The organism is Streptomyces sp. NPDC001339 (assembly GCF_042895955.1).
Taxonomy (GTDB): Bacteria; Actinomycetota; Actinomycetes; order Streptomycetales; family Streptomycetaceae; genus Streptomyces.
Map to the genome: position 1 here is coordinate 324,538 of NZ_JBIAWT010000004.1, position 25,634 is coordinate 350,171.

Genomic DNA, 25,634 nt, shown 5'->3' on the forward strand with positions numbered 1-25,634 from the left:
GTCAGTTCCCCTCCGCGACGAGCTCGCCATCGGCGAACGACGCCTGGTACGCGGCGAACTGCACGCGCTCCTCATCGACGAGCGCGTGCCCGTCGGCATAGACATTCTCGAAGATCGCCATGTGGTCCGGATCCGGCATGGCCCGGACGACGTCGCGGACCCGCTTGCCCAGGGCCTCGCTCTCCTCGTCGACCGAGGCCAGGTACGCCTCGTCGACCAGCCCCTCGGCCTCCAGGTACGTCCGCAGCCGCCGGATCGGGTCCTTGGCCTCCCAGGCCGCGCGCTCCTCGTCCTCCCGGTACCGCGTGGGGTCGTCGGAGGTGGTGTGTGCGCCCATCCGGTAGGTGAAGGCCTCGATGAGCATCGGGCCCTGGCCGGTGCGGGCCCGCTCCAGCGCCGCCCTGGTCACGGCCAGACACGCCAGGACGTCATTGCCGTCGACCCGTACGCCGGGGAATCCGAAGCCGCGGGCGCGCTGGTAGAGAGGCACCCGGGTCTGCTTCTCGGTGGGCTCGGAAATCGCCCACTGGTTGTTCTGGCAGAAGAACACGACCGGGGCGTTGTAGACCGCGGAGAAGGTGAAAGCCTCCGCGACATCACCCTGGCTGGAAGCGCCGTCGCCGAAATAGGCGATGACCGCGGAATCCGCGCCGTCCTTCTGCACGCCCATCGCATAGCCGGTCGCATGCAGCGTCTGCGAACCGATGACGATGGTGTAGAGATGGAAGTTGTTGCTGTTGGGGTCCCACCCGCCGTTGTTGACACCGCGGAACATGCCCAGCAGGTTCGTCGGGTCGACGCCGCGGCACCAGGCCACACCGTGCTCCCGGTAGGTCGGGAAGACGTAGTCGTCGTCACGCAGCGCGCGGCCGGAGCCGATCTGGGCGGCCTCCTGGCCAAGCAGCGAGGCCCACAGCCCCAGCTCGCCCTGGCGCTGGAGGGTGGTCGCCTCGGCGTCGAACTTCCTCGTCAGCACCATGTCGCGGTAGAGGCCGCGGAGTTCTTCCGGGGACAGGTCGATCGCGTAATCCGGGTGCTCGACCCGCTTGCCTTCGGGGGTCAGCAGTTGTACGAGCTGGTCCTGCTCCGCCTCATCGGGCCGGCCGGTGGTGCGCGTCTTGGCCGGTGACGACTTCTTTGCCGAGGTCGCCTTTTTGGCGGTGGTGCGCTTGCTGCTGCCGCGGGCGTTCTTCCGCTGCGCAGTGCCTTCCACGGTCACGTGCTGCTCCTCCGTCTGTCCGGCCGCCGGGGTCCGCCGGTGGCCGTATTGCGGCTCACCCGATTTCCGATACGGCGCACGGGGTGTGTGCGAACGCGGGCGGAACCGGGTGGAACAAAGCTCCCGGAACGTGGCCTGCTCAATGCACGTTACCCATTGCCAAAGCCGAAGTGAAAACGGCCCTGACCTGCGATTTTGCTTGGATTTCCAAGTAAATCGCGAAGGCTTGGAACAACTCCTGGTCACAGCGTCGCAGGCCACCGGGACAACGGCACGTTATATCGGTGACCTGGACCACGGGAAGACTTGATGTGTGAGACTGGGGTTGTGCGCGAAGACGGAAAAATCACGGTATTCCTGCTCGACGACCATGAGGTCGTCCGGCGCGGCGTCCACGAAATGCTCACCGTCGAGGGAGACATCGAGGTGGTCGGCGAGGCCGGCACCGCCGCGGACGCCCTGGTCAGGATCCCGGCGACGCGTCCCGACGTCGCGGTGCTCGACGTCCGGCTGCCGGACGGCAGCGGTGTCGAGGTCTGCCGTGAGATCCGCTCGCAGAACGAGGACATCAAATGCCTGATGCTGACCTCGTTCGCGGATGACGAGGCCCTGTTCGATGCGATCATGGCCGGTGCGGCCGGTTATGTCCTCAAGGCCATCCGGGGCAACGAACTGCTCTCCGCGGTGCGTGATGTGGCGGCCGGCAAGTCGCTGCTCGATCCCGTGGCCACCGCCCGCGTCCTGGAGCGGCTGCGCCACGGCAGCGCCGCCAAGGGCGACGACCGGCTGGCGAACCTGACCGAGCAGGAGCGCAAGATCCTCGACCTGATCGGCGAGGGGCTGACCAACCGCGCGATCGGTGAGCGGCTCCACCTCGCCGAGAAGACGATCAAGAACTATGTGTCCAGCCTGCTGTCCAAACTGGGCATGGAGCGCCGCTCCCAGGCCGCCGCGTACGTCGCCCGGATGCAGGCCGAGCGGAACTGACGCCGCGGGCTCCCGGGCCGGTCCGGGCGGTATGGCACGGGCCCTGTCCGGGTGAGGGGGATTCGGGACCATCGTCCTGTTTCCTCGGGCTGCTGTGCCCTACTGGCCACCGGGCGCCCTGGGCAAGGTGGTGACATGCCCACCGACCACTACCGTGCCATCGAGCTGCTCAGCCGCACCCCCTACGGGCGGGTCTCGGCCAGTCGGCGGGCGCTGCCCTTCACCACCGTCACCCGGCACCTCGTCATGGACGACGGGCGGCTGATGCTGCGGCTGCACCGCGGCTACAACTACCACCAGGCCCTGGACGGCAGCGTGGTCGCGTACGAGGCCGACAACGTCAACTGCGACAGCGACACCTGGTCCGTGCAGTTCACCGGCACCGCCCGGGTCGTCGCCGCCACCCCCGCCGAGCGGGAGCTCTTCGGGCCCACCCCGCGGCTGGCCGACGACGCCCCCTTCGACCCGGTGTTCCTGCGGATCGAGCCGGAGCTCGTGACGCTGCACCACCTCACGGATGTACCCGTCTACCGTTACGCGCACTCTGCGTAAGGCTTTCCCGATCACCCACTCCGACGGGTGCAGGTGATCTAACATCTGGCGCGTGCTGCGCTCATCTGTAGTCCGGACGGCGGCGACGCCCGACAGAGACACCCTCGGATCCCTGCTCCGCCACTACACCGGCACCGGCACGCCGCTGTCCTGCGAGCCCGTCGCCGAAGGCCTGCTCAACCACGGCTACTTCCTCGCCACCACCCGCGGCCGCTACTTCCTCAAGCACCACCTCGACGGCGACCGCGCCGCGATCACCCGCCAGCACCGCGCCACCCGCCGGCTCGCCGCGCTCGGCCTGCCGGTCGCCCCGCCCGTCGCCGACGCCGACGGCCACACCGTCACGGTCCTCGACGGCCGCTGCTACGCCCTGCACCCCTGGATCGAGGGCCGGCACCTCGGCGGCGCCGCGCTGACCCGCGGCCAGTCCCGCCGGCTGGGCGCCCTGCTCGGGCTGGTGCACACCGCCCTGGAACAGGTCATGGCCGACGAACCGCCCCCGCCCCGGCCACCCTGCGCGGACGCGGGAGCCGACCCCGCGCGGACCTTCGAGATGATCGACGAACTGCTGGCCCTGGCCCGCGGCGCCCGCCCGCGCACCAGCTTCGACGAGCTCGCCGAACACCGCCTGCTGGAGCGCCGGGCCCTGCTGGAGCGGCAGGCACACCGCCGCCCGGCCGCCGGCGCGGAGCCCGCCGCCGGATGGGTGCACGGCGACTTCCACCCGCTGAACGTCCTCTACCGCGGCGCGGAACCCACCGCGATCGTCGACTGGGACCGGCTGGACATCCAGCCGCGCGCCGAGGAGGCGGTCCGCGCCGCCGCGATCTTCTTCGTACGCCCCTGCGGCACGCTGGACCTGGCCAAGGTGGCGGCGTACGCGGGCGCCTACCGCAGCGCCTGCGGAGCCGACGCCGACGAGCTGGCCGCAGCCGTCCACCGGGTGTGGTGGGAGCGGCTGAACGACTTCTGGATGCTCACCTGGCGCTACCGGCTCGGCGACCGCCGCACCGATCCGCAGTTCCCGGCGGCGGCCGCGCTGGCCGTGTGGTGGACCCGCGAATACCGCGCCGTACAGGCCGCGTTCACCCGCTGAGGCGGGCGGCGGCGGCCGGTCCGTCAGCTGCCGTTCGTACCGAGCGTCGTGGTGCCGTTGTCCGCGGTGTTGCCGGTGGTGTTGCCGCCGTTGGTACCGGTCGTGGTCCCGCCGTCGGTCGTCCCGCCGTCCGTGCTGGTGGGCGGCGTGGTCGACGGCTCCGAGGTCGTGGGCGGCGGCGAGGTGGGCGGCTCGGACGTCTTCGGTGTGCTCGGCCGGTACGTCGGCGGGCGGCTGTACGTCCCGTCGTCGTCACCGCCGATGCCGCCGGGCTCGGTGTCCGGAGTGCTCGGCTCGTCCGACGGCGGCTCGCTGCTCTTGTCGTCGTCCTTCGACGGCGTCGGCGACTGCGTGACCGGGGTCTGCGGCTTCTTGTGCTGCTCACCGTCGGTCTTCTGCAGCGCGAAGGCCACCCCCACCGCGATGGCGATCAACGCGAGCGCCGCGATCAGCCAGATCTTGCCGCGGCCGCTTCGCCGGGCCGGCCGGGGTCCGCCGTCGTAGCCCCCGTCGTTCTCCCGCATACCGGGCGGCAGGATCGGCTGCGCGGTGGTCTGGCCGGCGTCGGGGTGCGGCAGCGCGGTGGTCGCGGCGGTGCCCATGGACGGAGTGTGCGCGCTCTCGTGCATGGCGACCGGGCCGGTGTTCCAGGTGCCGGTGTGTCCGCCCTGCTCGTGCAGCATCTGCAGCGAGTACTGGACCAGGCCGCGCATCTCCTCGGCGGTCTGGAACCGGTCGTCGGGGTCCTTGGCCAGCGACCGCATGACCAGGCCGTCCAGCTCCGGCGGCACCCCGTGGGCAACCGTGGAGGGCGGCACAGGCATGTCCTGAACATGCTGGTAGACGACCGAAAGTGGGGTCTCGCCGGTGAACGGAGGCCGCAGCGCGAGCAGCTCGTACAGCAGGCAACCGGTGGCGTAGAGGTCGGAGCGGGTGTCGACGGTCTTGCCGAGCGCCTGCTCCGGGGAGAGGTACTGGGGCGTTCCCATGACCATGCCGGTCTGCGTCATGGTCGACTGGGCGCCATGCAGGGCACGGGCGATACCGAAGTCCATGACCTTGACGGCGCCGCTGTTCGTGATGATCACGTTCGCGGGCTTGATATCGCGGTGCACGATGCCGTGCTGGTGGCTGTAGGCCAGCGCCTCCAGCACCCCGGCGACGATGATCAGCGCCTGGTCCGGCGGCGGAGCATCGGCGTTGAGCAGCAGGTCACGGATGGTGCGGCCCTCGACCAGCTCCATCACGATGTACGGCACGGTGTTGCCGCCGACCAGGTCCTCGCCCGAGTCGTAGACCGCCACCACCGCGTGGTGGTTCAGCCCGGCCACGGACTGTGCCTCGCGGGTGAACCGGGCCTTGGACACCGGGTCCTCGGCAAGGTCGGCGCGCAGCAGCTTCACCGCGACGGTACGGCCCAGCCGGACGTCCTCGGCCGCGAACACCTCCGCCATGCCGCCACGGCCCAGCCGCCCCGTGAGCCGGTACCGGCCGTCGCCGACCAGCCCGCCATTGCCCCACATCTCCGGTGCATCGGGGACATGGGAGCCGGTGGCATCAGGATCGGACGGGCCCTGTGGGCTCTGCGTCGGTGCCATCGGTCCTCGCCGTCGAATCAATCCGCATGAGAGCGGTAAGGTCATCGGTCTTCGATAGAGCACGCTACAGGTTCCGTGGCACTCACCGGTCCGTCGCGGACCGGTCATCAAACCTGCCGGATGCCCTATATCGCAAGTTCAGTGGGGGTGTACCGGGGGTGTGGAAGGCCGCCGAACGTCTCATCGCCGTGACCTGATCTTGCACATCTGGTCACGGAACGGGCACACGGCTTGACGTGTCCCAGCCCTGGGGCAGACTTGGCTGCGGAATTCCAGATATGACGCTGCACGTACGGGTCGTGCGCCGTGCGCTAGGGGGAAGCGGAACGATGAGCCAGGACGGCGCTCAGAGCCAAAGCGGGGGCCGTTCAGTCGGCGGTGGACGTTACCAGCTGCGTGATCTTCTCGGCGCGGGGGGCATGGCGTCCGTACACCTCGCGCACGACACCGTGCTCGACCGTGACGTCGCGGTCAAGACCCTGCACACCGAGCTCGGCCGCGAGCAGGCCTTCCGCGAGCGCTTCCGCCGCGAGGCCCAGTCCGTGGCGAAACTCACGCACACCAATATCGTCTCGGTCTTCGACTCCGGTGAGGACGAGCTCGACGGCGGCATGGTGCCGTACATCGTCATGGAGTACGTCGCGGGCCAGCCGCTCCGCTCCGATCTGGACGCCGACATCGCCCAGCACGGCGCGATGCCGACCGAGAAGGCCCTGAAGATCACGGCCGATGTGCTGGCCGCGCTCGAGGTCAGCCACGAGATGGGCCTGGTCCACCGCGACATCAAGCCCGGCAACGTCATGCTGAACAAGCGCGGCGTCGTCAAGGTCATGGACTTCGGCATCGCCCGCGCCATGCAGTCCGGCGTGACGTCCATGACGCAGACCGGCATGGTCGTCGGCACCCCGCAGTACCTGTCGCCGGAGCAGGCGCTGGGCCGCGGGGTGGATGCCCGCTCCGACCTCTACTCGGTCGGCATCATGCTCTTCGAGCTGGTGACCGGCCAGCTGCCGTTCGACGCGGACTCCCCGCTCGCCATCGCCTACGCCCATGTCCAGGAAGAGCCGCCGGTCCCGTCGAGCATCAACCAGTCGCTGCCACCGGCCGTGGACGCGCTGGTGGCCCGGGCGCTGAAGAAGAATCCCAACGAGCGCTTCCCCACCGCCGAGGCGATGCGGGACGAGTGCCTGCGGATCGCCGGGTCCGGCCAGTCCGGCGCCACGCCGCTGATCATCGGCGAGGGCCCGCGGGCGCGCACCAGCGGCGCCTCGGTGTCCTCCGCGGTGTTCCCCACGGCCTCCGGCAACCCGCAGAGCCCGGTCCCGCCGAACGTGCAGCAGCCGTACCAGCCGACGCCGACGGCCGGGTACGGGCCCCAGACGCCCCCGCCGCCGAACAACGCCTACCCGACGCCGGCCCCCGGCCCGGTACCCGGCCCCGTGCCTGGCCCGGTCCCCGGCCCGGCTCCGTTCAACAGCGGCGGCTTCCAGGCACCTCCGGCGTACACCCCGCCGCCGCCCGTGACCGCCTCGATGCCGTCGGGCGGCCGCCCCGGCCCGCGGAAGAACAACACCCCGGTGATCGTGGTCTCGGCGATCGTCGGGGTGATCGTGGTCGTCACGATCGCGGTCGGCATCGGTCTGAGCGCCGGCTCCAGCGACGACAACGGCAGACGCGCCAGCCCGACGCCGACGTACTCGCGCTACGTCCGGCCCGAGGACAAGACCGCGACGATCCCGACGTCCAAGTGCACCGACCCGACCAAGAGCTCCGTCGACAAGGGCAAGATCATGGTCCCGTCGTTCCACTACAAGCACCTCGACTCGGTGAAGAAGTGCATCGAGGCCGCCGGCTGGAAGTACCGGGTCGTCGGCGAGGAGAACAGCGCGCTCTGGGGCAAGAACACCGTCATCAAGCAGAACCCGAACCCGTACGGCTGGTGGTACCCGAGCCGGAACGACACCATCGAGCTGACCATCGCGAGCGGTCGCAGCAACTGACGGCACAGAGCTCACGGACAGGGCCGATCCGAGAGGGACGATGCAGCTCTCGCAACCGGCGTAGCTCATGGAAGGGGCCGGCACGCGGAGTGCGTGCCGGCCCCTTCTGGCTGCTCAGGCGTGCGGCGCTCCGGGCGCCGCGCTTCTCGCTGTCCGGTGCGGATCCTTAGAGGTACGGCCCCGAGCGGGCACCGCGCTGCTCGGTCAGGCCGTCTTCGTGTTCCATCGCGGCGACACCGGGCGGCAGCGCGCGGCGCATCTGCTCCAGCTGGGCGCGGGCCGCCATCTGCTGAGCGAACAGTGCGGTCTGAATGCCGTGGAAAAGGCCTTCCAACCAGCCCACCAGCTGCGCCTGGGCGATCCGAAGCTCCGAATCCGTCGGCACCGACTCATCGGTGAAAGGCAGCGACAGCCGCTCCAGCTCCTCGACCAGCTCGGGTGCCAGCCCGTCCTCCAGCTCCTTCACCGAGCTGGCGTGGATCTCCTTGAGCCGGACCCGGCTTGCCTCGTCCAGAGGAGCGGCCTTCACCTCCTCCAGCAGCTGCTTGATCATGCTGCCGATGCGCATGACCTTCGCAGGCTGTTCGACCATGTCCGTCACCGGCACCTCGCGGGGCTCCTCGCCGTCGTCCCCGCCGCCGGAACCGGCATTGCCGAGCGCCATGCCGTCCGGGCCGACAACCAGGACGTGGGGGTTCTCCTGCGACCGTTCGTTCATCGGCATATCCATGCCGCCCATTCTCTCGTACGACGGGTTATGAACGGTGGTGCCCCCGAGAGAACATGATCCACCTTCCCGCACGGGGTCGTCGGGCGCTGTTTCACGTGAAACAGTCGGGCTCGAAGCGCTGTTTCACGTGAAACATCCGGGATCACCGCCGCGATGCGCCACCTCGTCGTTTCACGGTTTCACGTGAAACAACCGCTCAGGTCAGCGCCGCCGCAGCCGCAGGCCGAAGAAGGCCAGCCCCAGTCCGGTCAGGGTGAGGCCCGCACCCATCGGAAGAACCCGCTCGACCGGGGCCGTCGGCGCCTCCAGGGAGTATGGGCCCGGCGTCCCACCCGCCACATCATCCGTGCTCTCCGACGCAGAGGACTCCTTCGGTACGGCGCTCGGCGCCGGAAGCGGCGGCAGCGTCCTGTCGCGACGCGGGGTGCGCCGCTTCTCTCCATCGATGCGACGCGTAGGCGCCGACCGTGCCGTGGTGATGGGCTCCTCGGGCACGGGATCCGCGGGGGTACGGCGCTTCGCTGCCGTGCCATGGTGACCGGGCCGGGGCTGCGCGCGATTGCTGTGAGGCGAGCCATGCCGGTGTCCGTGGTAGCCCCCAAGGCCCAGGTCGCCGTCGTCGAGGTACCAGATGTCGTACGGCGGGAAGCCAGAGCCGAACGGGTGATGCGAACGGTGGTGCCGGTGCCCGGGGTGATGAAGCAATTCGTGCGGGAGCGCCTCCAGGACATCCGGCAGGCCGGGAAACCCGTCCGGCAGCCCATGGAGGCGCGCCGGGGGCCCGGGGTGGCCGGCACGGCCACCGACCGGCCGGAGAGCACGCAGACTGTCCCCGACCCCGAAGTCATCGGGCCCGAAGCCAAGCGCCCCGAGGGTTTCGGGCAGCGGGAGATCCGTCGGATCGTCATGGCGGATGAGGTCGGGAGAGCGGTCGGCCGGTGTGTCCCGCCGTTCCGAGGCCGCCGCGGGGGTGCCCCCCACGGGAACGGGCAGGACGACAGCGGCGACCAGCAGACCGGCGGCGATGCGCGAACGGAATCCTGGAGCGACCACAGTGCCCCTCCCGTGCCGAGCCGTCGGGTGACCTGTTCAGCGTCACATGTGACCAGATTCACGGCATCTCGGGGCTGTCGGCCGGGTTATCGCCGACGGGGCGGGAGGGGCGGCGCAGGCGGTCGCGCAGGGGGCAGCTCAGACGGTCAGTACGACCTTGCCGACATGCATGCCGGCGTCCACCACCCGGTGCGCCTCGGCGACCTCGGCCAGCGGGAGCGTACGGTCCACGACCGGCCGGACCTGACCGTTGACGATCAACGGCCAGACATGCTCCCGTACGGCGGCGACGATGGCCGCCTTCTCGTTCAGCGGCCGGGCACGCAATCCGGCGCCGGTGATCGCGGCACGCTTGGCCATCAGAGCGGCGAGATTCAGCTCCGCCTTCACCCCGCCCTGCAGCCCGATGACCGCCAGCCGTCCGCTGACCGCCAGCGCCTTGACGTTCCGCTGCAGGTACTTCGCGCCGATGATGTCGAGGATGACGTCCGCGCCCTGGCCGTCGGTGGCCTTGCGGATCTCCTGGACGAAGTCCTGCTCGCGGTAGTCGATGAGAATGTCCGCGCCCAGCTCGGCACAGCGGGCTAGTTTCTCCGGGCTGCCCGCGGTCACTGCGACGCGCGCGCCGACCGCCTTGGCGAGCTGGATCGCCATCGTGCCGACGCCGCTGGCGCCGCCGTGGACCAGCAGCGTCTCGCCGGGCCGCAGGTGCGCGATCATGAAGACGTTCGACCAGACCGTGCAGGTCACCTCGGGCAGCGCGGCTGCCGTGACCAGGTCCATCCCGGTCGGCACCGGCAGTACCTGCCCGGCCGGCACCGCAACCTTCTCGGCGTACCCCCCGCCCGCCAGCAGCGCACACACCTCGTCTCCCACGGACCAGCCGTGCACGCCGGGGCCGATCGCACTGATCCGCCCCGAGCACTCCAGGCCCGGGTACGGGGAGGCTCCGGGCGGCGGGTCGTAGAAGCCCTGACGCTGTAGCAGATCGGCGCGGTTCACGGCGGTGGCCGCGACATCGATCAGGACCTCGCCCTCGGCGGGCTGCGGATCGGGGACTTCCGCCCGGACAAGTGCTTCGGGGCCACCGGGCTCCGGGATAGTGATCGCTCGCATGGGCGCGAGGCTACTCGCCGTCCGCGCCGGGAGCGACGGTGCGGGAGCCGGTGACGACACCGGGCCGGTCACCCGCTCCCGCACCCGGTCGGACTATTCACCCGCCCGGCGCATCGGGGAGACACCGGTGCCGGGCAGCGTCGGCTTCGACGACGGCCTGCCGGGCAGGTCGGGCTCCTCCCCCGAAGCCGCGCGGACAATGGTGATCAGACGGTCCGTGCTCTGCAGCGGGCTGGCCTCCGGGTCGTCATATCCGAGCAGCCGGTGGCCGCGCAGCACGGAGACGACCAGGTCGTCGGTCTCCCGTACGGACTTGCCGACCTCCGCCTTGACGACCGGGCGCTCCACCAGGTCCAGGCCGCTGCCCTGCTGGATCAGATCCTCCATGACGGTGCTCGCGCTGGGGCTGTGGACGGAGAGGCCCAGCAGCCGCCCGGCCGCGCTGGCGGAGGTGATGACGGAGTCGGCACCGGACTGCCGCAGCAGCGGCGCGTTCTCCTCCTCCCGTACCGCGGCGACGATATGGGCCCTCTTGTTGAGCTGACGTGCGGTCAACGACACCAGTACCGCGGTGTCGTCGCGCTGGGTCGCGATGACGACCTGGCGGGCACGCTGGATCTCGGCCCGCAGCAGCACATCGCTGCGGGTCGCGTCGCCCACCACCCCCGCGAACCCCTCGGCCACCGCCGCGTCCACCACCTTGGAGCTGGGGTCGACGATGACGATGCGGTCGCGGCGCAGCCCCGTCGCACAGAGGGTCTGGACGGCGGAACGGCCCTTGGTCCCGAAGCCGACGATGACGGTGTGGTCGCGCAAGGCGTTTCTCCAGCGTTTTGACGAAAGTACCCTAAGCCCATGAACAACGAGCTTGTGCAGAAGGCCCGTTGGGGTGACCTCAAAGGCCAGAACTGGGCCGGCCTCGTCCGTCTGTCCTTCGAGGCCGACGAGGGCCCCGCTACCGCTGAGAACGACGCTACCGACGACACAGAGGCCAGGCCCGTCTTCCGGCCCATGACCGGCCGCGACATCAAAGGCCGCGACGAACAGGAGAAAGACAGCCGGTCGTTCATCGAGTCGCGCGGTGGACGGTACGTCTACACCTACGAGGAGCCGGACACGAGCGCGTGGAAGCGCAGGCGCGTCCGCTTACCCAACGGGGAGATCGGCTATCGCGTCGTCCGACCAGTCTTCGAAGGATCGCTGGAAGATCTCAAACGAGGAATCGCACCGAACGGCGAACGCCTCGACGGCTTGATCGTCGTCGACCTCGACCGACTCACCCGTGACAACCGACACCTCGAAGACGCCATCGAGGTCGTAGAGAACTTCGGCCGCCCGATCATCGACATCACGGGTTCTCTTGATCTCCTGACCGACAACGGCCGAACCGTCGCCCGCATCGTGACAGCGACAAACAACAAGCAGTCGTCCGACACTGCGCGTCGCGTCTCTCGCAAGCACCGCGCGCTGCAACAAGCTGGCATCCCGACGGGCGGCAGGCGCCCCTTCGGATGGAAGGACGACAAGCGCACTCTCGACCCATACGAGGCCAAATGGCTCCGGAAGATGGTCGAGTGGCTGCTGGCAGGCCGGCCGATCTCGGCGATCATCAAGGACCTGAAGGACAACGGAGTACGCACCGCTTCAGGCCACGAGTGGACGCGCGAAGCGATCAAGGTAGTGATGCGCAATCCTCGCATGTGCGGCTACCGCTCCCGTCAGGTGATCGACGCCGACCCGATCACCGGCATGCAAAACACCCGCCAAGAGATCACCCTGAACGACGAAGGGAAGCCGGTCAAAGGACAGTGGACGCGCATGATCTCAGTGGAGAAGTGGGAGGCCGTAACGGAACTGCTCGGGGCCAACCCTGCCCCCGGATCGGGCCACAACACCCGCAAATACCTGCTGCGTGGAACCCTTCGGTGCGACCGGGACGGGTGCAGCACACCGCTGCGGGTCATGAAGGCGGAGAAGAGCCGCAACAAGCCGGAGGGGTACTTCTACTACGTGTGCCCCAGCAGCGGCAGCGCCCCAGCGGGGTGCGGAGGATCCAAGATCGCTGGCCCGGAGACCGACAAGGCCGTGTCCATGATGGTGATCGCGAAGCACCAGGAGGAGGCTGCCAAGCGGCAGGGTGAGTCGGTGCTCATCACGTGGGACAAGGAAGAGCAGCTGTCCCGTGTTCTTGAAGACATCGATGACCTGAAGAGCGCACGCAGGTCGCGGACCATCACGGCCCAGACCTACTTCACCCAACTCGCGGAGCACGAGGTGGAGAAGCGCCAGCTCATCTCGGAGCGGAACAAGGTCCAGCGCCAGCAGGCCGCCGCCAAAAGCGCGCCCGTAGACCTCTCGAAGGAGTGGGATGGCCTGGCGCTCAGCGAGAAGCGCGGCTACATCGAAGACATGCTGCTCACCGTACTCGTCTCCCCCGCAATCGGCCGTGGGAAGCCTGTGCGGGAGCGCCTGACACCGGTGTGGCGCCCAAAGGGGGAGCAGGCTCAGGGCTGATCTCTCTGACGTCCGGGGAGCGGCGGACGACGCGGGAGCCGACATCGAGGCCGAGTATCGCGTTCGCCCGCCGCCAGTCGGCATCCGACCAGGCCGGAGCCTTGCGAGCTTGTTCACGAGCCCACGCCCAGTCATCGTCGCCGTCAAGAGGCAGCTTCATCGGCCCGCCTCTCCCTCAGCGCAACGCGGGCCACCTCGCCGTTCCACAGCAGATCTTCCGCGATCCCAGCAGCGATGAAGGCGGCGCCAGGTGTGTGGCCGGAGCCGACATAGCGCCAGTGCGCATCGGTTACAACATCGAGGACGTTTGCGACATCGGCCCCGATGACGGCGCCCTGGTGCTCGGCACGTTCGATGCGCAAGGCTGTGTAAGTCGTTGAGTACGCACGGGATTTAGTGAGGATGTGGCCCCGGCAGCCGAGGGTGTGGGCCCAGGCCCGCAGTCTCAGCGGCTCCAGCTCCGGGAGGCCGCCGAGCCGCCAGCAGGTGTGGATGAGGGTCCGGACGTGAGCCGACAGCCGGCCCACGGTGATGTCGTCCGGGCTGGTGATCGGGTGGTCCAAGCCGATGGCTGTGTCAGCTGCTCCCTTGGTGACGTACTTGGCGACGTACGCGGCTACAGCGTCATCGGTCGGACCTTCGTGCCCACCAAAGGTACGGAGCGGCCGGACATCCAGCTCAGAGCCCCAGTGCAGTTCGTGTTCTCCCAGGCCCCGGCTATACGGAGTGTGCAGCTGGACGGCTGCGGCGGCGGTCCGCACGGCGGCGGTCAGATCTTCGGCCGAGGCCCACGCCGGAGGCGGATCACTGGGACCGGTCGCGCCGTCGAGGCGCACGACCGCATGCACATGGACCGCGGCGCGCTTCTGGTACTCGGCGACTTTGGCGTACGAGATGCGGGCCGCACGGCGCAGGCCGGAACGGGTACGTCCAGTGCGGGCGGCGAGGTGGTTGTACAGGTTGTCCGTGAACGCCTTCCAGAGCCACCCGGTGTGGGCGTGCCAGAGGACGTGTGCCGGGTAGTCGTAGCAGTCGGGGCACAGGGGTTGTCCGGCGAGCGGATCGGTGGCGTCGTGGGTGGCCGGGCAGCCGAGCGGCCAACCGTGTTCGCAGCGGCCGGCGTTACGGCGGGGGTGGCAGCGCTCGTTGCCCGTAGTGGTGCGGTGGACGGGTCCGAAGGAGGGGGCGGTCAGGGTGACGAAGAGCCTGGGGTGGTCCCGTACATCGGCCGGGACGTTTTTGCCGCCGAGGAGTCCGGCACGGACGAGGTGGAAGGTGTCGCCGGCGTAGAGCCGCGAGCAGGGGGCGCAGACGGTTGCGCGTCGGTTGCGGCACCGGACAAGCAGTCGTTCGCCGGGTTCGTGGGCGGTGTCGTAATGATGCAGGACCTCGCCGGTACCGGCGTCGCGGGTGGTGGTCGAGCCCTTGAGGTGGATCGGGTGGGCGCAGCCACCAGTGGCGGTGACCTGTGCGAGCCAGCGGGAAAACTGCGGAGCCCGGGCCAGCAGGATGGCGTCGCGATCGATCTCTGAGAGCTGACGGAGGCGCGCCGCGCGGTCGAGGGTGGCGCGCCGGTCAGCCGAGGTGGTCTCGGCGGTGATGGTGGGGACCTCCCGGGGTGGGCCGCCGAAGCGGCACGGATGGTGGCGGTTGGGTGGGATGGGTCCACGGCGATCACTCCTTGTGGTCAGGGACGGGTTCGTTAGCGGATGGTTCCGGTGCCCCGACAGCAGCGGCAGCGCCGTCGGTGGCCGGTGGGGGTTTTGCGGTAGCGCTGCCCTTTGCAGACGGGGCAGCGGACGCGGCGCATGGGCATCGCTTGGCGTCTCCTGGATTCCTAGTGCGGGGTGACGACGGAAATGAACCAGTGCACGAGGCCGTCCACCGCGAAGAGGAGGGGTGTCTGGCCCAGGTACATGCCGAACAGGCCGGCCAACGCCGCCTCCCACCACTTCATCTCGCGAGAGCGGACGAGGAGCACGGTGATGAACCCGAAGACCACGGCCAGGAGTACGGCTGACTGCTCCGTCATACGACCGTCCCTCCTCCGGGAGCGCCCGCCAGGAACTTCGGGCGGGGAGTCATCCTGGCGTGCTCTGCTGCCGCCGATCGTGCTTCAGCGGGCGTGGTCAGATGGGACCGGCCGCGCATCCAGCCGCCCATGTCGCCGGTGGTGACAGCGACTCCGCGTTCCGCTTCACCGATGGACTGGGCGACCACCACCGCGTCCTTGTTGAGGTCGCCGAGTGCCATCTCGGCGGTGCCGGGGTCGTTGACCCGGTGGCAGATGCGGCCGCTGAGCTGAGCCCGCAGCGCGGTAACGCCGGGCCCGAGGTCGGAGCCGACTCGTTGGCCGGCCACCACCAGATGCATGCCCAGGGCCGCGCCGAGCTGCGCTAGCCGCAGGAGGTAGGTCGTGCACTCCTCCGCTTCGGCGCGCTGTTCTTTGCTGCCGTTAGTCAGGTACAGCTCTGCCAGCTCATCGACGATTACGACGACCGGGACGGGCCGTGCCTTCGCAGGCAGTTCCCAGATCGAGCGGGCCCCCGCGAAACGGCAGGTCCTCATGCGGTCCTGCATTTCGGTGACCAGCGCGGCCAGCACGGCAACCGCCTCTCTGCGGTTGGTGGCCAGAGCCGAGAGCCGCATTTCCAGCAGCCCCAGTTCCATGCCGCCCTTGCAGTCGATACCGACCAAGGCGACCGGCTGCGGAGCAAGCTCGGTGACCAGCCGCGCCAGCAGCGTGGACTTCCCCGATTGCGTCGCGCCGACGATTAGCCAGTGCGGCACACGCCTGAAGTTCATCCCCCAGGCACGGCCACTCTCCAGAGTGCCGATCGTCGCCGACAGCAGCTCCGCCGCCCCCGCCGCAGGGTGGTCCGTTTTCTCCAGCGGGTCACGGACCGTTGCCGTGATCAGCACGACGCCGCGTTCCGGAGAGACGACGCGCGCCGTATGGACACGCCAGGCGTGGGCGAAAGCGTCGGACGATGCGAGGAAGGGGGCCGGGGTCTGCCCCGGGTGCAGCCGGACGCGTACTTCCAGCCCGTACGGTGTGGCACGCGGGAACGAGATGCGCGGGGTGCGTGTGCGCAGCGGCTCTCCCTTGACTTCCAGGTCACCCAGAACGCGCCTGTTCGGTTTGTGGGAGACGGTCAGGCCGTTGAGGTAGGCGACCCGGCGCCAGGTGAACGCCACGCGCAGCGCGGTGGTGGGGTAGCCGACGAGGTACCAGTGCCATTCCGGCCGCCGCCGTTGCAGTTCATTGCGGAAGACCAGGACCCAGATCACCAGCGCGAGAACGCAGGTGAACAGGAGCATTCCCATCAGGCGCCACCGCCCTTGCCGGCGGAACCGGCAATCGCAGCAGACGCGGCGGGTACGGGGGTGATGGCGGCGGCGCGGAAGCTGATTCCGTGCCGGTCGCCCATGGCCCACGCGAAGGCCTCCATGCCGGTCACACGCACTTCGGTGCCTTCCACGACGCCCTTGGGTTCTCCGGGAACGGCGATCTCGATCACGGAGACCCGGCGTCCTTCCTGACGGACCGTGACACCGACGGTGTAGATGGTGTTTCCGTCCCGGTCTTTCTTGACCTGCTTGGTTTCGAAGTCCGCGAGCTTGGGTTCGGGCCCGACCGCGCACCGCAGTACGCCGAGCCGGGAGGTGTCCACGGGGATGGACTGCATGAGTTTGGGCCTCCTTGGCCACACAGAGATGAGACGTCATGTGACGTCACTTGTGCTTACGAGTTGCCATCCACTATGCACACCTTGACCCGTCAGGGCAAGAACTTATGCTTACGAGTGACGTCAGATAACGTCACGACAGTCGACAACAGGTGATGAGGAGACCCCGGCATGGGAGAGATTCAGCGACCCGGCGCGCTGTACCAGCAGGTGGCGGCCGAGATCCGTAACGGCATCGTCGAAGGCGAGTACAAGCCGGGCGCCCCTCTCCCCTCCGAGACCCAGCTCATCGAGCGGTACGGGGTCAGCCGCCCGACGGTGCGCAAGGCCATCGCCGCGCTCCGCGCCGAAGGGCTGATCGAGGTGATCCACGGCAAGGGCAGCTACGTCCGCGCCCTCCCCGCCCCGGCGGTGAACATCGCGCGGACCATCACCCGCAGCGGCAAGACCTTCCGCACCGGCCACCACGACTGGCAGCAGGTCGAGGACCCCACCGTCTACCGGACCACGACAACGGCGACCACAGGCCCGCTGCTCGGACTCGCCGAAGGGGAAGCGCTGTTCGCCGTCGATCGGCTGCTGTCCGACCCGCACACGGACGCGCGCGCCCTGCACCGCGTGCTCATCCCGTTCGCCACGGCTGCCGACGAGGCCGGCCAGCTCGGTGAAGCCCCGGACACCGAACTGGAGCAGATCTACGCCCTTCTCACCGCGGCCGGGCACCAACTCACCTGGGACGAGACCGTGAGCGCCCGTATGCCCTTGCCCGACGAGCGCGACGCGCTACGGGTCCCCGACGCGACCCCGATCTTGCTCGCCTCACGCCTGACCCTCGGAACCGACCGTCGCCCCTTGATCCTCGAAGAACTGCGCACCGGCGCCGACCGCGCCCAACTCGCCTACCACCTCACCGCCGACGACCCCCGCGCTCTCCACGCCGTCTGAACCCGCCGCCCGGCGACTGTCGAAACCTGTCTTCACTTACTCAAGGGCGCGCCTGCGGCGCGCCGGGCGGTCTGGCCGCCCCGCCGGGCTGCGGCCTGGCGGCCGGTCCCGGCGGACGCCCACCGCCCGCACACCACACCGCGCACAGAGCGCCGCCAGCGGACAACCGCCGTACGGGCCTGGGGCGTTGTGGCTGGGGCCGGTGGCCGTGGAGACTTTAGGCAGCCACCACGGGGCGAGCCTCTAAGAACAGGGGGCCGATCGGGCCATTGCGGGCAGGCCAGGAGCCAGCCCGATTCGCGGCCAGCGTAAGGCCCCCTGTTCTCTCGCCCCGTGGCAGCTCCCGCCCAAAGTCTCGACGGCCACCGGCGCTTCTCCAGCGCGCCACCCGGGCACCGCGCGTCCCACACCGGCTGTCCCTCACCCCGCTTTACGCCGCTGGGCGGCCGCCGCGCGCGCTAACTTGGCCATCTCCCGTGCAGTCATGGGCGACAGCTCCAGCCGCACTATCCCGGAGCCGTCCGCGTCCGTGCTCGCCCGGAGCTTCACTCCCGCCACATCCACGCCAGCTTCCGAGAGCGCGTCACCCAGCTCTGCCGCCGCCCTCGTCGCGTCACGCCAGCCGGTCAGGTAGTCCACCCCACGGACCCACAGCACCGCGTCAGGGTCGAACTGCGCACCCTCGAAGCCTACGTCCCCCCAGTCGTCCATCCGCTTGTGTCCCTTCGCTGTTCGCTGGCAGAAGGCCGACCACCAAGGCCCGCAGCGTGAACGCATGGCGACGGCCCCGGTAGCATCGGCTCCGGGGTCCGAACAGGGACTCCCAGCCGGACCACCCCCGCCGGCCAAGGTTCGTGGGGTGGTCCGGTCACAGATCTACGAGCCCGGCCGCGAGGCGCTGGGCAAAGGGCTGGTGCTCACTCCCTCACCGTCTTCGGAACGGCACGGAAGAAGCAGGTGTGCACGGCACGGAACAGTTCGTGATGAGTGCGCCCGGCGTGCTTGAGTGCCCAGTCCCGCGGGCCGCCCGGCTCCTCTGCCGTCTCCGAGGTGGCGTCGCACGACACGCACTCCATCTCGTACATCGGCACGCTGTTGGACGTTTCCAGCTTCAGCACCCAGTCCGCGAAGCGCCAGATCTTGGTGATCGCCATTACCGCCGCCTCCGCCCGTCACGACACACAGCCAGTTCTTCCCTGGCGTCGAAGCGGAGCGACGGCCCGTCCTTGAAAGTCATCACCACTAAAGGGCGCCCCGACGAACGAACGCCGGACCGGACACCCTTGACCTCTCGCCACCGACCACCGACACACACCATGTCGCCGCCCCGCACCTTCAACACCGACAACCGCGCCATCACGCCTCACCTCCGCCGGGGACCGCGACCACGGCCCACACCGCCTTCCCGATCCCGCCATCCCGCACTTCCGTGCCCCAGCACGCAGCCAGCGCGGCGACGATCGTCAGGCCCCGGCCGCCGTCGACGTCGGGCACACGCGGCTGCGGCCAGTTCTGGGCAGCGTCATGTACCTCGATACGAACGCCTTGTGGATCCCGGGAATACCGCGTCTCGATCTCCCGGCCACGAGAGACACGAGCGTGGCGAACGGCATTGGTCAGCAGCTCGGACAGCACCAACAGGGCATCGTCGGCGACCACGGCCAGACCCCAACGGTCCAGCACCCTGCGCAACTCAGCACGTGCCAGTGCGACGCAGCGAGGATGCCGAGCCCAGCGGCTCACCACCGGCTGCCCCTCAGCCCCGGTTGTGCGTTTTCGGGCGACTGTCACCCTGCGATTCACCGTCGCTCACCGCCTTCCAGACGCCTGCGGACGTCGAATGGCGTGACGGTAAGCCTTCAAACAGGAGCGGACCCGGAAGAAAATTCCGGGTCCGTCTTTTTCTTCCGGGTCGCGCTACCCGATCGCCCCGAGGGCAACGGCGAGTTGCTGCGCATCCCGGCGCCGTGTGCGCTTGTGCAGCCTCCGCGCCAGGTCCCGTGCGAACTCGTGCGCCCTCATCTGCTCCGGCGCGGTCGTGTAGGCCCGCTTCAGATTGTCCACCGCGTCATCGGTCCGGCCAACTTCTCCGTAGGCCCGGGCGACATCCAGTCGTAGCCGAGCCTTGCGCTCCTTGGGAAGCCCCACCGCCCGTACCGTGGGCGCTATGTCGACGGCCTGCTGGTAGTCCTCGAACTCAAGGGCGGTCGCAAGCCGATGGATGTCCACGTTCGCCGGACCGAAGGCGGTCCACATCTCGTTGGCGTCAGTGCCCAGTCGCTCTGCCGCCTCGTCCGCCTTACCGATCATGTATGCAGTCAGATCGTGATTCCGCATCCTGGCAGCAGCAATCGAGCCGTTGAGGAACAGGGTTCCATACAAGGAGAGCGCCACCGGGGAGGACTGCCACCAGTCGCGTTCCAGGTCATCGGCGCTATCCAAAGTGCTCTTCGCCGCCTCCGCCGGCAGGTTCGCCCCAAGCTGCACGTGAGCGATTCCCCGCCTCAAGGACAAGATGGCGGCGGTGTCATCGGACTCAAGCGCCGCAATTTCACCTTGGTCCGCGGCCGTCCACGCCAAGTTGGTCTCGCCCAGCTTCCTCAGCAACGCCGCCGCCACGTGGCACGCCAGCGCGAACAGCCGCAGCGCCTCCCGACGCTCGTCTCCCGACTCCCACTCGTTCATCGAGAACCGAGCGTCAGCCAGCAAGCGGGGTAGCCGGTCCGCCAGAGCGGCGAACTCGCCGGCCTGATACAGCTCCCACGCGGTCCCGACCTCCATCTTCAGGAGTTCGAGCCTCAGCGGTTCCCTGCCGGCGATCAGGGACCCGGCCAACCTCCGGGACTGCATCAGCGCGGCCCGGATGGCGGGCACACTGGCCGCGAACCCGTCGCTGTCCTCCAGCAGCACCGGCGTACCTTGCAGGTCCTCAAGGTGCACCCGCAGGGCATCAGCCAGATCCGCCAGCATCTTGACGTTGTTCACGGGAATCCGGCCGGACTCGACTCGGTACACCCAGTCCTCGGACCGCCCCAGCAGCTCACCGAGTTGCCGCTGGTGCATGCCCCGCCGCTTGCGGTAGAACCTCACGCGCTTGCCGAACTCAAGACGGTCAGTCATGCCGCGCATGGGCGCGCTCCCCTCACTCTCCCCAACCGAGTGTCACACGACGTGCACAACGAATGACAGGGGCCGAGGCATCTCTCGCCTGCCACGTGACGACCGCTAGGGTCGGCGACATGGCCGAGAACGAGCAGGAACAGCGCATGGCAACCCCCCGGATGGCAGCGGGCGCGCTGTTCTTCGACGACCAGGACCAGGTCCTCTTGGTCAAGCCTTCCTACAAGCCGAAGTGGGAGATCCCGGGCGGCTACATCGAGCGCGGGGAGTCTCCTCTGGCTGCGTGCCGACGCGAAGTCATGGAGGAGCTGGATATCAGTCCCAGCATCGGTCCGTTGCTGGTGGTCGACTGGGCCCCGAGCGACGCCGAGGGTGACAAGGTGCTGTACGTCTTCGATGGCGGGCAGCTGCGCCCAGAGGAACTTGCCGAGATCAAGCTCGCGCCCGACGAGTTGCTGGCGGCCGAGTTCCATCCGGCAGACGCCCTTGATCAGCTGCTGATCCCCCGACTTGCACGCCGCGTGAAGGCAGCGATCACCGCCCGGGGGCAAGCTCACACCCAGTACCTCGAACACGGTGAGCCGCCGAACGGCGAACGAGGCCACCACGCCCCCTGAGCGGGACACAAGCAGCCTGAGCCGCGGGGCGATGATCGACAGCGCCGCGAACGGAAACTTGGCGGACCTGGAAATTTCTTCCGGGTCCGCCTTTGGTTTGGGTCCTACGGTCGCGCCTCAACATCCGGCGAGTAGACCGAAAGCAGGAGGGGCAATGACGCCCAAGGCGCGTACAGCCAACCAAGCTGCCGCGGACACCTACCTGGAGCTGCAACTCACGCTGGTGGACGTGGGGATGACGTTCCCTGAGATGGCTCTCAGCGACACCGGCGAGGGAGACATTCGTATCAACCTCGGCCGCGTCGACATCGGCACGGCCGAGAGGCTGGCCCGTGCTCTCAAGGCGAGGTGGGCATGAGCACGAGCGCCTGGCCCTGGCTGTGCTGGCGGGCCGAGGAAGCGTGGAACCGGCACGTGAGGTACCGGGAGCTTTACCGGCGGCTGGATGCGGCACGGGCGGTGTGCAAGGCGCGGGCCGCGTGGGTGGATGAGCTGACCGAGCCCGACATGGCAGCGATGCGGCGCCACCTCGCCGAGTGCATCGAGGCTGAGCGGACACGGCACTCCGGAGGCGTGTCGTGAGGGCGCGGTATCGGTTCGCTGAGTGGACGTTGAAGGCCGCCCCGGGCATGGTTGTGCGGCACTTCGGCAAATGCCTCATCTGCTGGGAGCACTCGGTGGACACCGCCGATCCGAACGACGCGCAGACGTGGTGCCTGAAGCACGCGGGCGCCACACGGCACAGCGTCTACGAGATGCGGGCCTTCCAGTACTTCGACGCCACCCTGACCGACCCTTCGGCGAGCGGTACCCCGCCGAAGGCGTAAGACCTGGGCGGGGCTGCCGTGGCACACCTTCCGGCCGCCCCGCCCGCATCCGACTGCCCCGACCGGAGCCCTTGCCCCGGTCTGTCCAGCGGAGCGCAGCTATGCGCGCGCTTCACGGATGCCGCGCCCACGCACTGTCAGGGAGACAGGTCCCGCCAACAGAGGCGCCCGAGGACGCCTCTGTCGCCTGTCTCCCGACGCGCGTGCGCCATTGTTGTTCCGCACCCAGTCCAAGGCAACCAGCAGGAAGTCCGGATCAGTTACGGGGTCACACAGATATTAGAATGCCCAGCTGAAGCCGAAGCAGACAGAGGACAAGAATTGAACCTCAGAGGTTCAGACCCACCTCTGGTTCCTGTTTCCCTGGTCAGACTGGGTGTACACCGACCCCCTGGCGTTGCTGTCCAGAACGCGCCCCGTCGCCTTGTTCTTCAAGCGCCATCCAGTGGCCGTCTTCACTTCATACCACTTCTGATTATTGCCGCCATTGCACTGAATCACATAGACGCTGCCCTTGGCGTTACTGTCCAGGCAACCCGTGTTGAAGGCCCGGTTAGAGAAGAACGTATAGGCCCCGTCGGACCACTTCTTCTCTTCCCACTTCTTAGCATAAGCGTTGCTGGTAACCGTCTTAGCCGAACCCCCCTCGACAATAAGGTAGCGTCCGGTCGCCACATTCTTCCAGCTGACCGACGTGCCGCCGTAGTTTGCCGCAAAAGCGCTGCCGGACATCCCAACGACCATAGTCGGAACGGCCACAGCAACTGCCAGGCCCTGCACGAGCCGAATCTTGCGCATTGCTAAAGTCCCCAATTCCCCAATTTAAGATCAACCATCACGTCACGCGAAGCCCTGAAGGCGCACGAGAGACTTAAAAATCGCCACTATGCGTAGTTTTGATGGCTTTTGGTCGTGATCAGCGAATTTATCGGAAGCAGACAGGGGACACAACCCCCATGATCCACTTGTCCTGAATTGTTAGGAAAAAATAAATTTGTTCACCCTTGTTCGGCGCAAGTGGTTGAAACTCATGCAGTACTCAGGGAGCGTTCACGGCCTACCGCCAGGCGACTCAAGCCACCCCGGTCGCGCAGGCGATGCGTGCATGCGCGTGCGTGCGCGTGCGTGTCGGCACAAGGGCTGCACTGCCGACCTCACGCATGAAAATGGCGCCGCATCGAGGAGTCGTTAATGTTGCATTACGGAACCCACCTCGACATTACTGTCGATGCACGATCCGAAACATTCTCTCCCTGCCCGCAAGCGGATGAAACTCGATTCCGCTCATCAATGAATAGGATGCCCGCGAAGAAATTCCCCTCACGCAATATCTACGGCTTTTACGCACACCCAACAAGGAGAAATGTGATAAGGTCGGCGAACTTAAGGTGCCACCAGGGAAGGAGTGCGTAAATTGCGCGAGGAGAGATCGGATGATGACCACCTCGACAGGGTAATCACCATCCCTAATCTGTTGAGTGCGGCACGCATTGCAGGAGTTCCCGTATTTTTGTGGCTAGTCCTGCAACCCTGCTTTGGTAAACCCAGTCTCGACGGTTGGGCAATTTTCCTGCTGGCACTCAGTGGAGTTACTGACTATCTCGACGGGAAATTGGCTCGCCGCTGGAACCAGACGAGCAAGCTTGGGAGGATCCTGGATCCAGCTGCCGATCGCCTCTACACGCTGTCAACGTTGGCTGCTTTGCTTGCACGTGGAATCATCCCTTGGTGGCTGCTCGCACTCCTCCTCGCGCGCGACTTGTTCATGGCATACAATATCGCGGCTCTACGCCAGATCGGCTACGGCCCTCTTCATGTCAATTTCATTGGCAAAGCGGCTACCTTCAATTTGATGTACGCCTTTCCGCTACTCCTGCTCACTCAGAGCAATGGAATCTTCGCTGAGGTTGCACAGGTATTTGGGTGGGCGTTGGCGATCTGGGGAGCTGCTTTGTACTGGTGGTCCGCTGTCCTTTATTCTATGCAGGTACGTCAGCTCAGAACTGCTGACACAGTGAGCTTTTCAGCGGTAGCGGTCCAGAGTGAGGATTGCCCTGGCCACTGACGTGAGCCAGAGATGGCTGCATCGCGTGCGCTGGAAGATCTTCCAGGTTTTCAAGCGGGTGACGCCTCGCTCGGCGGTGTAGCACAAGTGCCGTCCACCAAGACGTACTCCGCTCCGGCCCCGACAGGGCAGCGTTGAGGCCCGGAGGACGGTGGGCCATCAGTGTTACGACAGAGCGGACGTGGGACCGGCAACCGTTAAGCCCCGGCTTCTCACCCCCGAGAGAGCCGGGGCCGTCCGCACGCGCAGGCACTCCGGCGGGATGCAGGTGCAGCGCGACACCCTCTGAACAGGGCATAGAGGCAGCCGATCACCGAGGATTGCCACATGCCCCACGCACGGACTTCCACAGCACAGGCCGCACCAGCGAGGCCGGCCAGATGAGGGAAGAGCAGCGGCCGCCCCGCGGCACCGGAAGGATCTCCGCTCTCCGCTCCGTCTGGTCACGTTCACGCCCTCATGTCGAGGAAAGCGCCGAGGCCATCCGGACTATCCGCCTGCCCGCAAAAGGCGTGAAGCCCCCGCTTCAACAAGTCCTCCGGCGACTTGTCATGGCCCTCGTGGTGCTGGCGCTCACGACATTTATCGTGTGGATCGACCGGGCCGAGTACCACGACAACGCCGACGGGAAGGTCGATCTCCTCGACGCTGCGTACTACGCAACGGTCACCCTCTCCACCACGGGCTACGGCGACATCACGCCCGTCAGCGATGGCGCACGGCTGATCAACATTCTCATGGTCACCCCGCTGCGCATTCTGTTCCTGATCATCCTGGTCGGCACCACGCTCGAAGTGCTCACCGAACGCACTCGGCAGCAAGTACGCATTCACCGCTGGAGGTCCCGTATGCGAGATCACGTCGTTGTCATTGGGTACGGCACCAAGGGCCGACACACTGCCGAGACCTTGATCAGCCAGGGCGTTCCCAGGGAACAGATCGTTGTGGTCGACCCGCAGCAGAAGGCGGTAGACGCCGCCACCGCCGACGGGCTGGTGGGCGTCCTCGGGGATGCGACCCGCTCCGAGACCCTTCTCAAGGCGGAGTTGCAGCGCGCTCTGAAGATCGTCATTGCGCCCCAGCGAGACGACACCGCAGCCCTGGTGACCCTCACGGCGCGTCAGCTCAACAAGCGCGCGTCCATCGTGGTGGCGGTCCGGGAAGACGAGAACGTTCCCTTGTTGAAGCAGAGCGGAGCCGACACCGTCATCACGAGCTCCAGCTCAGCTGGCCGCCTGCTCGGTATGTCGATGGCCAGCCCGAACGCGAGCACAGTCTTGGAAGACCTCATGACGCACGGCAGCGGACTGGACCTCAACGAGCGTCCGGTGACCAAGTCCGAGGCCGGCCGTTCCCCCCGTGAGTGCGATGACCTGGTCGTAGCCGTCGTACGGGGGCACAGGGTGCTGGACTACACCCATCCCGAGGCCGCAACGCTCCAGCTCACCGACCGGCTCATCACCATTCAGCGAGCCGTGGCGAGCGAGGGGACTACCTGAGCGCTTG

At 67.7% G+C, this 25,634-nt stretch carries 26 protein-coding genes and 2 pseudogenes; 12 read left to right on the top strand and 16 right to left on the bottom strand.

Features of this window, described 5'->3' with window-relative positions:
* Nucleotide 1 precedes the first annotated feature (1 nt).
* Nucleotides 2–1,219 carry a pyruvate dehydrogenase (acetyl-transferring) E1 component subunit alpha gene (gene pdhA, locus ACFY12_RS13660; RefSeq protein ID WP_390715963.1) on the bottom strand — a complete coding sequence of 406 codons (1,218 nt, stop codon included), beginning with the start codon at nt 1,217–1,219 and terminating at the stop codon, nt 2–4.
* Nucleotides 1,220–1,546: 327 nt separating this feature from the next.
* Here pdhA and ACFY12_RS13665 point away from each other — a divergent pair, with 327 nt between their 5' ends.
* The 3 genes from ACFY12_RS13665 (at nt 1,547) to ACFY12_RS13675 (ending at nt 3,854) form a co-directional block, all read left to right on the top strand.
* Nucleotides 1,547–2,206 (top strand): response regulator, encoded by a 660-nt coding sequence (locus ACFY12_RS13665; RefSeq protein ID WP_390715964.1) that lies wholly within the window; start codon nt 1,547–1,549, stop codon nt 2,204–2,206.
* A gap of 135 nt (nt 2,207–2,341) precedes the next feature.
* The gene (locus ACFY12_RS13670; protein ID WP_390715965.1) at nt 2,342–2,758 is read left to right on the top strand and encodes a pyridoxamine 5'-phosphate oxidase family protein; all 417 of its coding nucleotides are present in this window, start codon (nt 2,342–2,344) and stop codon (nt 2,756–2,758) included.
* A 52-nt stretch (nt 2,759–2,810) separates the two neighbouring features.
* Nucleotides 2,811–3,854 carry a phosphotransferase gene (locus ACFY12_RS13675; protein ID WP_390715966.1) on the top strand — a complete coding sequence of 348 codons (1,044 nt, stop codon included), beginning with the start codon at nt 2,811–2,813 and terminating at the stop codon, nt 3,852–3,854.
* 23 nt (nt 3,855–3,877) lie between these two features.
* Here the strand turns inward: ACFY12_RS13675 and ACFY12_RS13680 are convergent, their stop codons facing one another.
* The gene (locus tag ACFY12_RS13680) at nt 3,878–5,452 is read right to left on the bottom strand and encodes a protein kinase (RefSeq protein WP_390715967.1); all 1,575 of its coding nucleotides are present in this window, start codon (nt 5,450–5,452) and stop codon (nt 3,878–3,880) included.
* Nucleotides 5,453–5,781: 329 nt separating this feature from the next.
* Between ACFY12_RS13680 and ACFY12_RS13685 the strand changes: the two genes are divergently transcribed.
* Nucleotides 5,782–7,452: a protein kinase gene (locus ACFY12_RS13685; protein WP_390715968.1), complete on the top strand. Its 1,671-nt coding sequence runs from the start codon at nt 5,782–5,784 to the stop codon at nt 7,450–7,452.
* Nucleotides 7,453–7,618: 166 nt separating this feature from the next.
* Here ACFY12_RS13685 and ACFY12_RS13690 read toward each other — a convergent pair whose 3' ends face one another.
* From ACFY12_RS13690 to ACFY12_RS13705, 4 genes and pseudogenes are all read right to left on the bottom strand, one after another.
* Entirely contained in the window at nt 7,619–8,182 is a 564-nt protein-coding gene (locus ACFY12_RS13690) for a bacterial proteasome activator family protein (RefSeq protein WP_390715969.1), read from the bottom strand.
* Between the two features lie 201 nt (nt 8,183–8,383).
* Nucleotides 8,384–9,235 (bottom strand): hypothetical protein, encoded by an 852-nt coding sequence (locus tag ACFY12_RS13695; RefSeq protein WP_390715970.1) that lies wholly within the window; start codon nt 9,233–9,235, stop codon nt 8,384–8,386.
* Nucleotides 9,236–9,373: 138 nt separating this feature from the next.
* Complete coding sequence (locus ACFY12_RS13700; protein ID WP_390715971.1) at nt 9,374–10,351, bottom strand: NAD(P)H-quinone oxidoreductase; 978 nt, start codon at nt 10,349–10,351, stop codon at nt 9,374–9,376.
* A 93-nt stretch (nt 10,352–10,444) separates the two neighbouring features.
* Nucleotides 10,445–11,245 (bottom strand): annotated as a pseudogene (locus ACFY12_RS13705) (potassium channel family protein); the annotation flags it as partial.
* Between ACFY12_RS13705 and ACFY12_RS13710 the strand changes: the two are divergent.
* Entirely contained in the window at nt 11,207–12,865 is a 1,659-nt protein-coding gene (locus tag ACFY12_RS13710; RefSeq protein ID WP_390715972.1) for a recombinase family protein, read from the top strand. The pseudogene ACFY12_RS13705 and the gene ACFY12_RS13710 sit on opposite strands and share 39 nt — an antisense overlap.
* Before the next feature lie 143 nt (nt 12,866–13,008).
* Here ACFY12_RS13710 and ACFY12_RS13715 read toward each other — a convergent pair whose 3' ends face one another.
* The 4 genes from ACFY12_RS13715 to ACFY12_RS13730 all read right to left on the bottom strand — a co-directional run bounded on the left by ACFY12_RS13715 (nt 13,009) and on the right by ACFY12_RS13730 (nt 16,554).
* A complete protein-coding gene (locus ACFY12_RS13715; RefSeq protein ID WP_390716273.1) occupies nt 13,009–14,391 on the bottom strand; it encodes a replication initiator in 1,383 nt (460 codons plus the stop codon).
* 311 nt (nt 14,392–14,702) lie between these two features.
* Nucleotides 14,703–14,897: a hypothetical protein gene (locus ACFY12_RS13720; protein ID WP_390715973.1), complete on the bottom strand. Its 195-nt coding sequence runs from the start codon at nt 14,895–14,897 to the stop codon at nt 14,703–14,705.
* Nucleotides 14,894–16,192 (bottom strand): FtsK/SpoIIIE domain-containing protein, encoded by a 1,299-nt coding sequence (locus ACFY12_RS13725; protein WP_390715974.1) that lies wholly within the window; start codon nt 16,190–16,192, stop codon nt 14,894–14,896. The genes ACFY12_RS13720 and ACFY12_RS13725 overlap by 4 nt, the downstream gene beginning before the upstream one ends.
* Nucleotides 16,192–16,554, bottom strand: a complete 363-nt coding sequence (locus ACFY12_RS13730) for a hypothetical protein (protein ID WP_390715975.1) — start codon at nt 16,552–16,554, stop codon at nt 16,192–16,194. Before ACFY12_RS13730 ends, ACFY12_RS13725 begins: the two co-directional genes overlap by 1 nt.
* A gap of 171 nt (nt 16,555–16,725) precedes the next feature.
* On the opposite strand from ACFY12_RS13730, the gene ACFY12_RS13735 reads away from it, so the two are divergent.
* A complete protein-coding gene (locus ACFY12_RS13735) occupies nt 16,726–17,499 on the top strand; it encodes a GntR family transcriptional regulator (RefSeq protein ID WP_390715976.1) in 774 nt (257 codons plus the stop codon).
* A gap of 420 nt (nt 17,500–17,919) precedes the next feature.
* Here ACFY12_RS13735 and ACFY12_RS13740 read toward each other — a convergent pair whose 3' ends face one another.
* From ACFY12_RS13740 to ACFY12_RS13755, 4 genes are all read right to left on the bottom strand, one after another.
* Nucleotides 17,920–18,210 carry a hypothetical protein gene (locus tag ACFY12_RS13740; protein WP_390715977.1) on the bottom strand — a complete coding sequence of 97 codons (291 nt, stop codon included), beginning with the start codon at nt 18,208–18,210 and terminating at the stop codon, nt 17,920–17,922.
* A 206-nt stretch (nt 18,211–18,416) separates the two neighbouring features.
* The gene (locus tag ACFY12_RS13745; RefSeq protein ID WP_390715978.1) at nt 18,417–18,653 is read right to left on the bottom strand and encodes a hypothetical protein; all 237 of its coding nucleotides are present in this window, start codon (nt 18,651–18,653) and stop codon (nt 18,417–18,419) included.
* Nucleotides 18,654–18,855: 202 nt separating this feature from the next.
* Complete coding sequence (locus ACFY12_RS13750) at nt 18,856–19,302, bottom strand: ATP-binding protein (RefSeq protein ID WP_390715979.1); 447 nt, start codon at nt 19,300–19,302, stop codon at nt 18,856–18,858.
* Between the two features lie 114 nt (nt 19,303–19,416).
* Nucleotides 19,417–20,628, bottom strand: coding sequence for a helix-turn-helix domain-containing protein (locus ACFY12_RS13755; RefSeq protein ID WP_390715980.1), 1,212 nt, complete (start codon nt 20,626–20,628; stop codon nt 19,417–19,419).
* Between the two features lie 110 nt (nt 20,629–20,738).
* Between ACFY12_RS13755 and ACFY12_RS13760 the strand changes: the two genes are divergently transcribed.
* The 4 genes from ACFY12_RS13760 (at nt 20,739) to ACFY12_RS13775 (ending at nt 22,063) form a co-directional block, all read left to right on the top strand.
* Entirely contained in the window at nt 20,739–21,236 is a 498-nt protein-coding gene (locus tag ACFY12_RS13760) for an NUDIX domain-containing protein (RefSeq protein ID WP_390715981.1), read from the top strand.
* A gap of 154 nt (nt 21,237–21,390) precedes the next feature.
* Nucleotides 21,391–21,594 carry a hypothetical protein gene (locus ACFY12_RS13765; RefSeq protein WP_390715982.1) on the top strand — a complete coding sequence of 68 codons (204 nt, stop codon included), beginning with the start codon at nt 21,391–21,393 and terminating at the stop codon, nt 21,592–21,594.
* The gene (locus ACFY12_RS13770; protein WP_390715983.1) at nt 21,591–21,818 is read left to right on the top strand and encodes a hypothetical protein; all 228 of its coding nucleotides are present in this window, start codon (nt 21,591–21,593) and stop codon (nt 21,816–21,818) included. Before ACFY12_RS13765 ends, ACFY12_RS13770 begins: the two co-directional genes overlap by 4 nt.
* On the top strand, nt 21,815–22,063 hold the full coding sequence (locus ACFY12_RS13775) for a hypothetical protein (protein ID WP_390715984.1): 249 nt from the start codon (nt 21,815–21,817) through the stop codon (nt 22,061–22,063). The genes ACFY12_RS13770 and ACFY12_RS13775 overlap by 4 nt, the downstream gene beginning before the upstream one ends.
* 336 nt (nt 22,064–22,399) lie before the next feature.
* Here the strand turns inward: ACFY12_RS13775 and ACFY12_RS13780 are convergent, their stop codons facing one another.
* Nucleotides 22,400–22,861 carry an RICIN domain-containing protein gene (locus ACFY12_RS13780; protein ID WP_390715985.1) on the bottom strand — a complete coding sequence of 154 codons (462 nt, stop codon included), beginning with the start codon at nt 22,859–22,861 and terminating at the stop codon, nt 22,400–22,402.
* A 616-nt stretch (nt 22,862–23,477) separates the two neighbouring features.
* On the opposite strand from ACFY12_RS13780, the gene ACFY12_RS13785 reads away from it, so the two are divergent.
* A complete protein-coding gene (locus tag ACFY12_RS13785) occupies nt 23,478–24,128 on the top strand; it encodes a CDP-alcohol phosphatidyltransferase family protein (RefSeq protein ID WP_390715986.1) in 651 nt (216 codons plus the stop codon).
* Here ACFY12_RS13785 and ACFY12_RS13790 read toward each other — a convergent pair.
* Nucleotides 24,087–24,200: pseudogene (locus ACFY12_RS13790) on the bottom strand (IS5/IS1182 family transposase); the annotation flags it as partial. The gene ACFY12_RS13785 and the pseudogene ACFY12_RS13790 sit on opposite strands and share 42 nt — an antisense overlap.
* A gap of 308 nt (nt 24,201–24,508) precedes the next feature.
* Between ACFY12_RS13790 and ACFY12_RS13795 the strand changes: the two are divergent.
* Nucleotides 24,509–25,627 (top strand): potassium channel family protein, encoded by a 1,119-nt coding sequence (locus tag ACFY12_RS13795; RefSeq protein ID WP_390715987.1) that lies wholly within the window; start codon nt 24,509–24,511, stop codon nt 25,625–25,627.
* Nucleotides 25,628–25,634 lie beyond the last annotated feature (7 nt).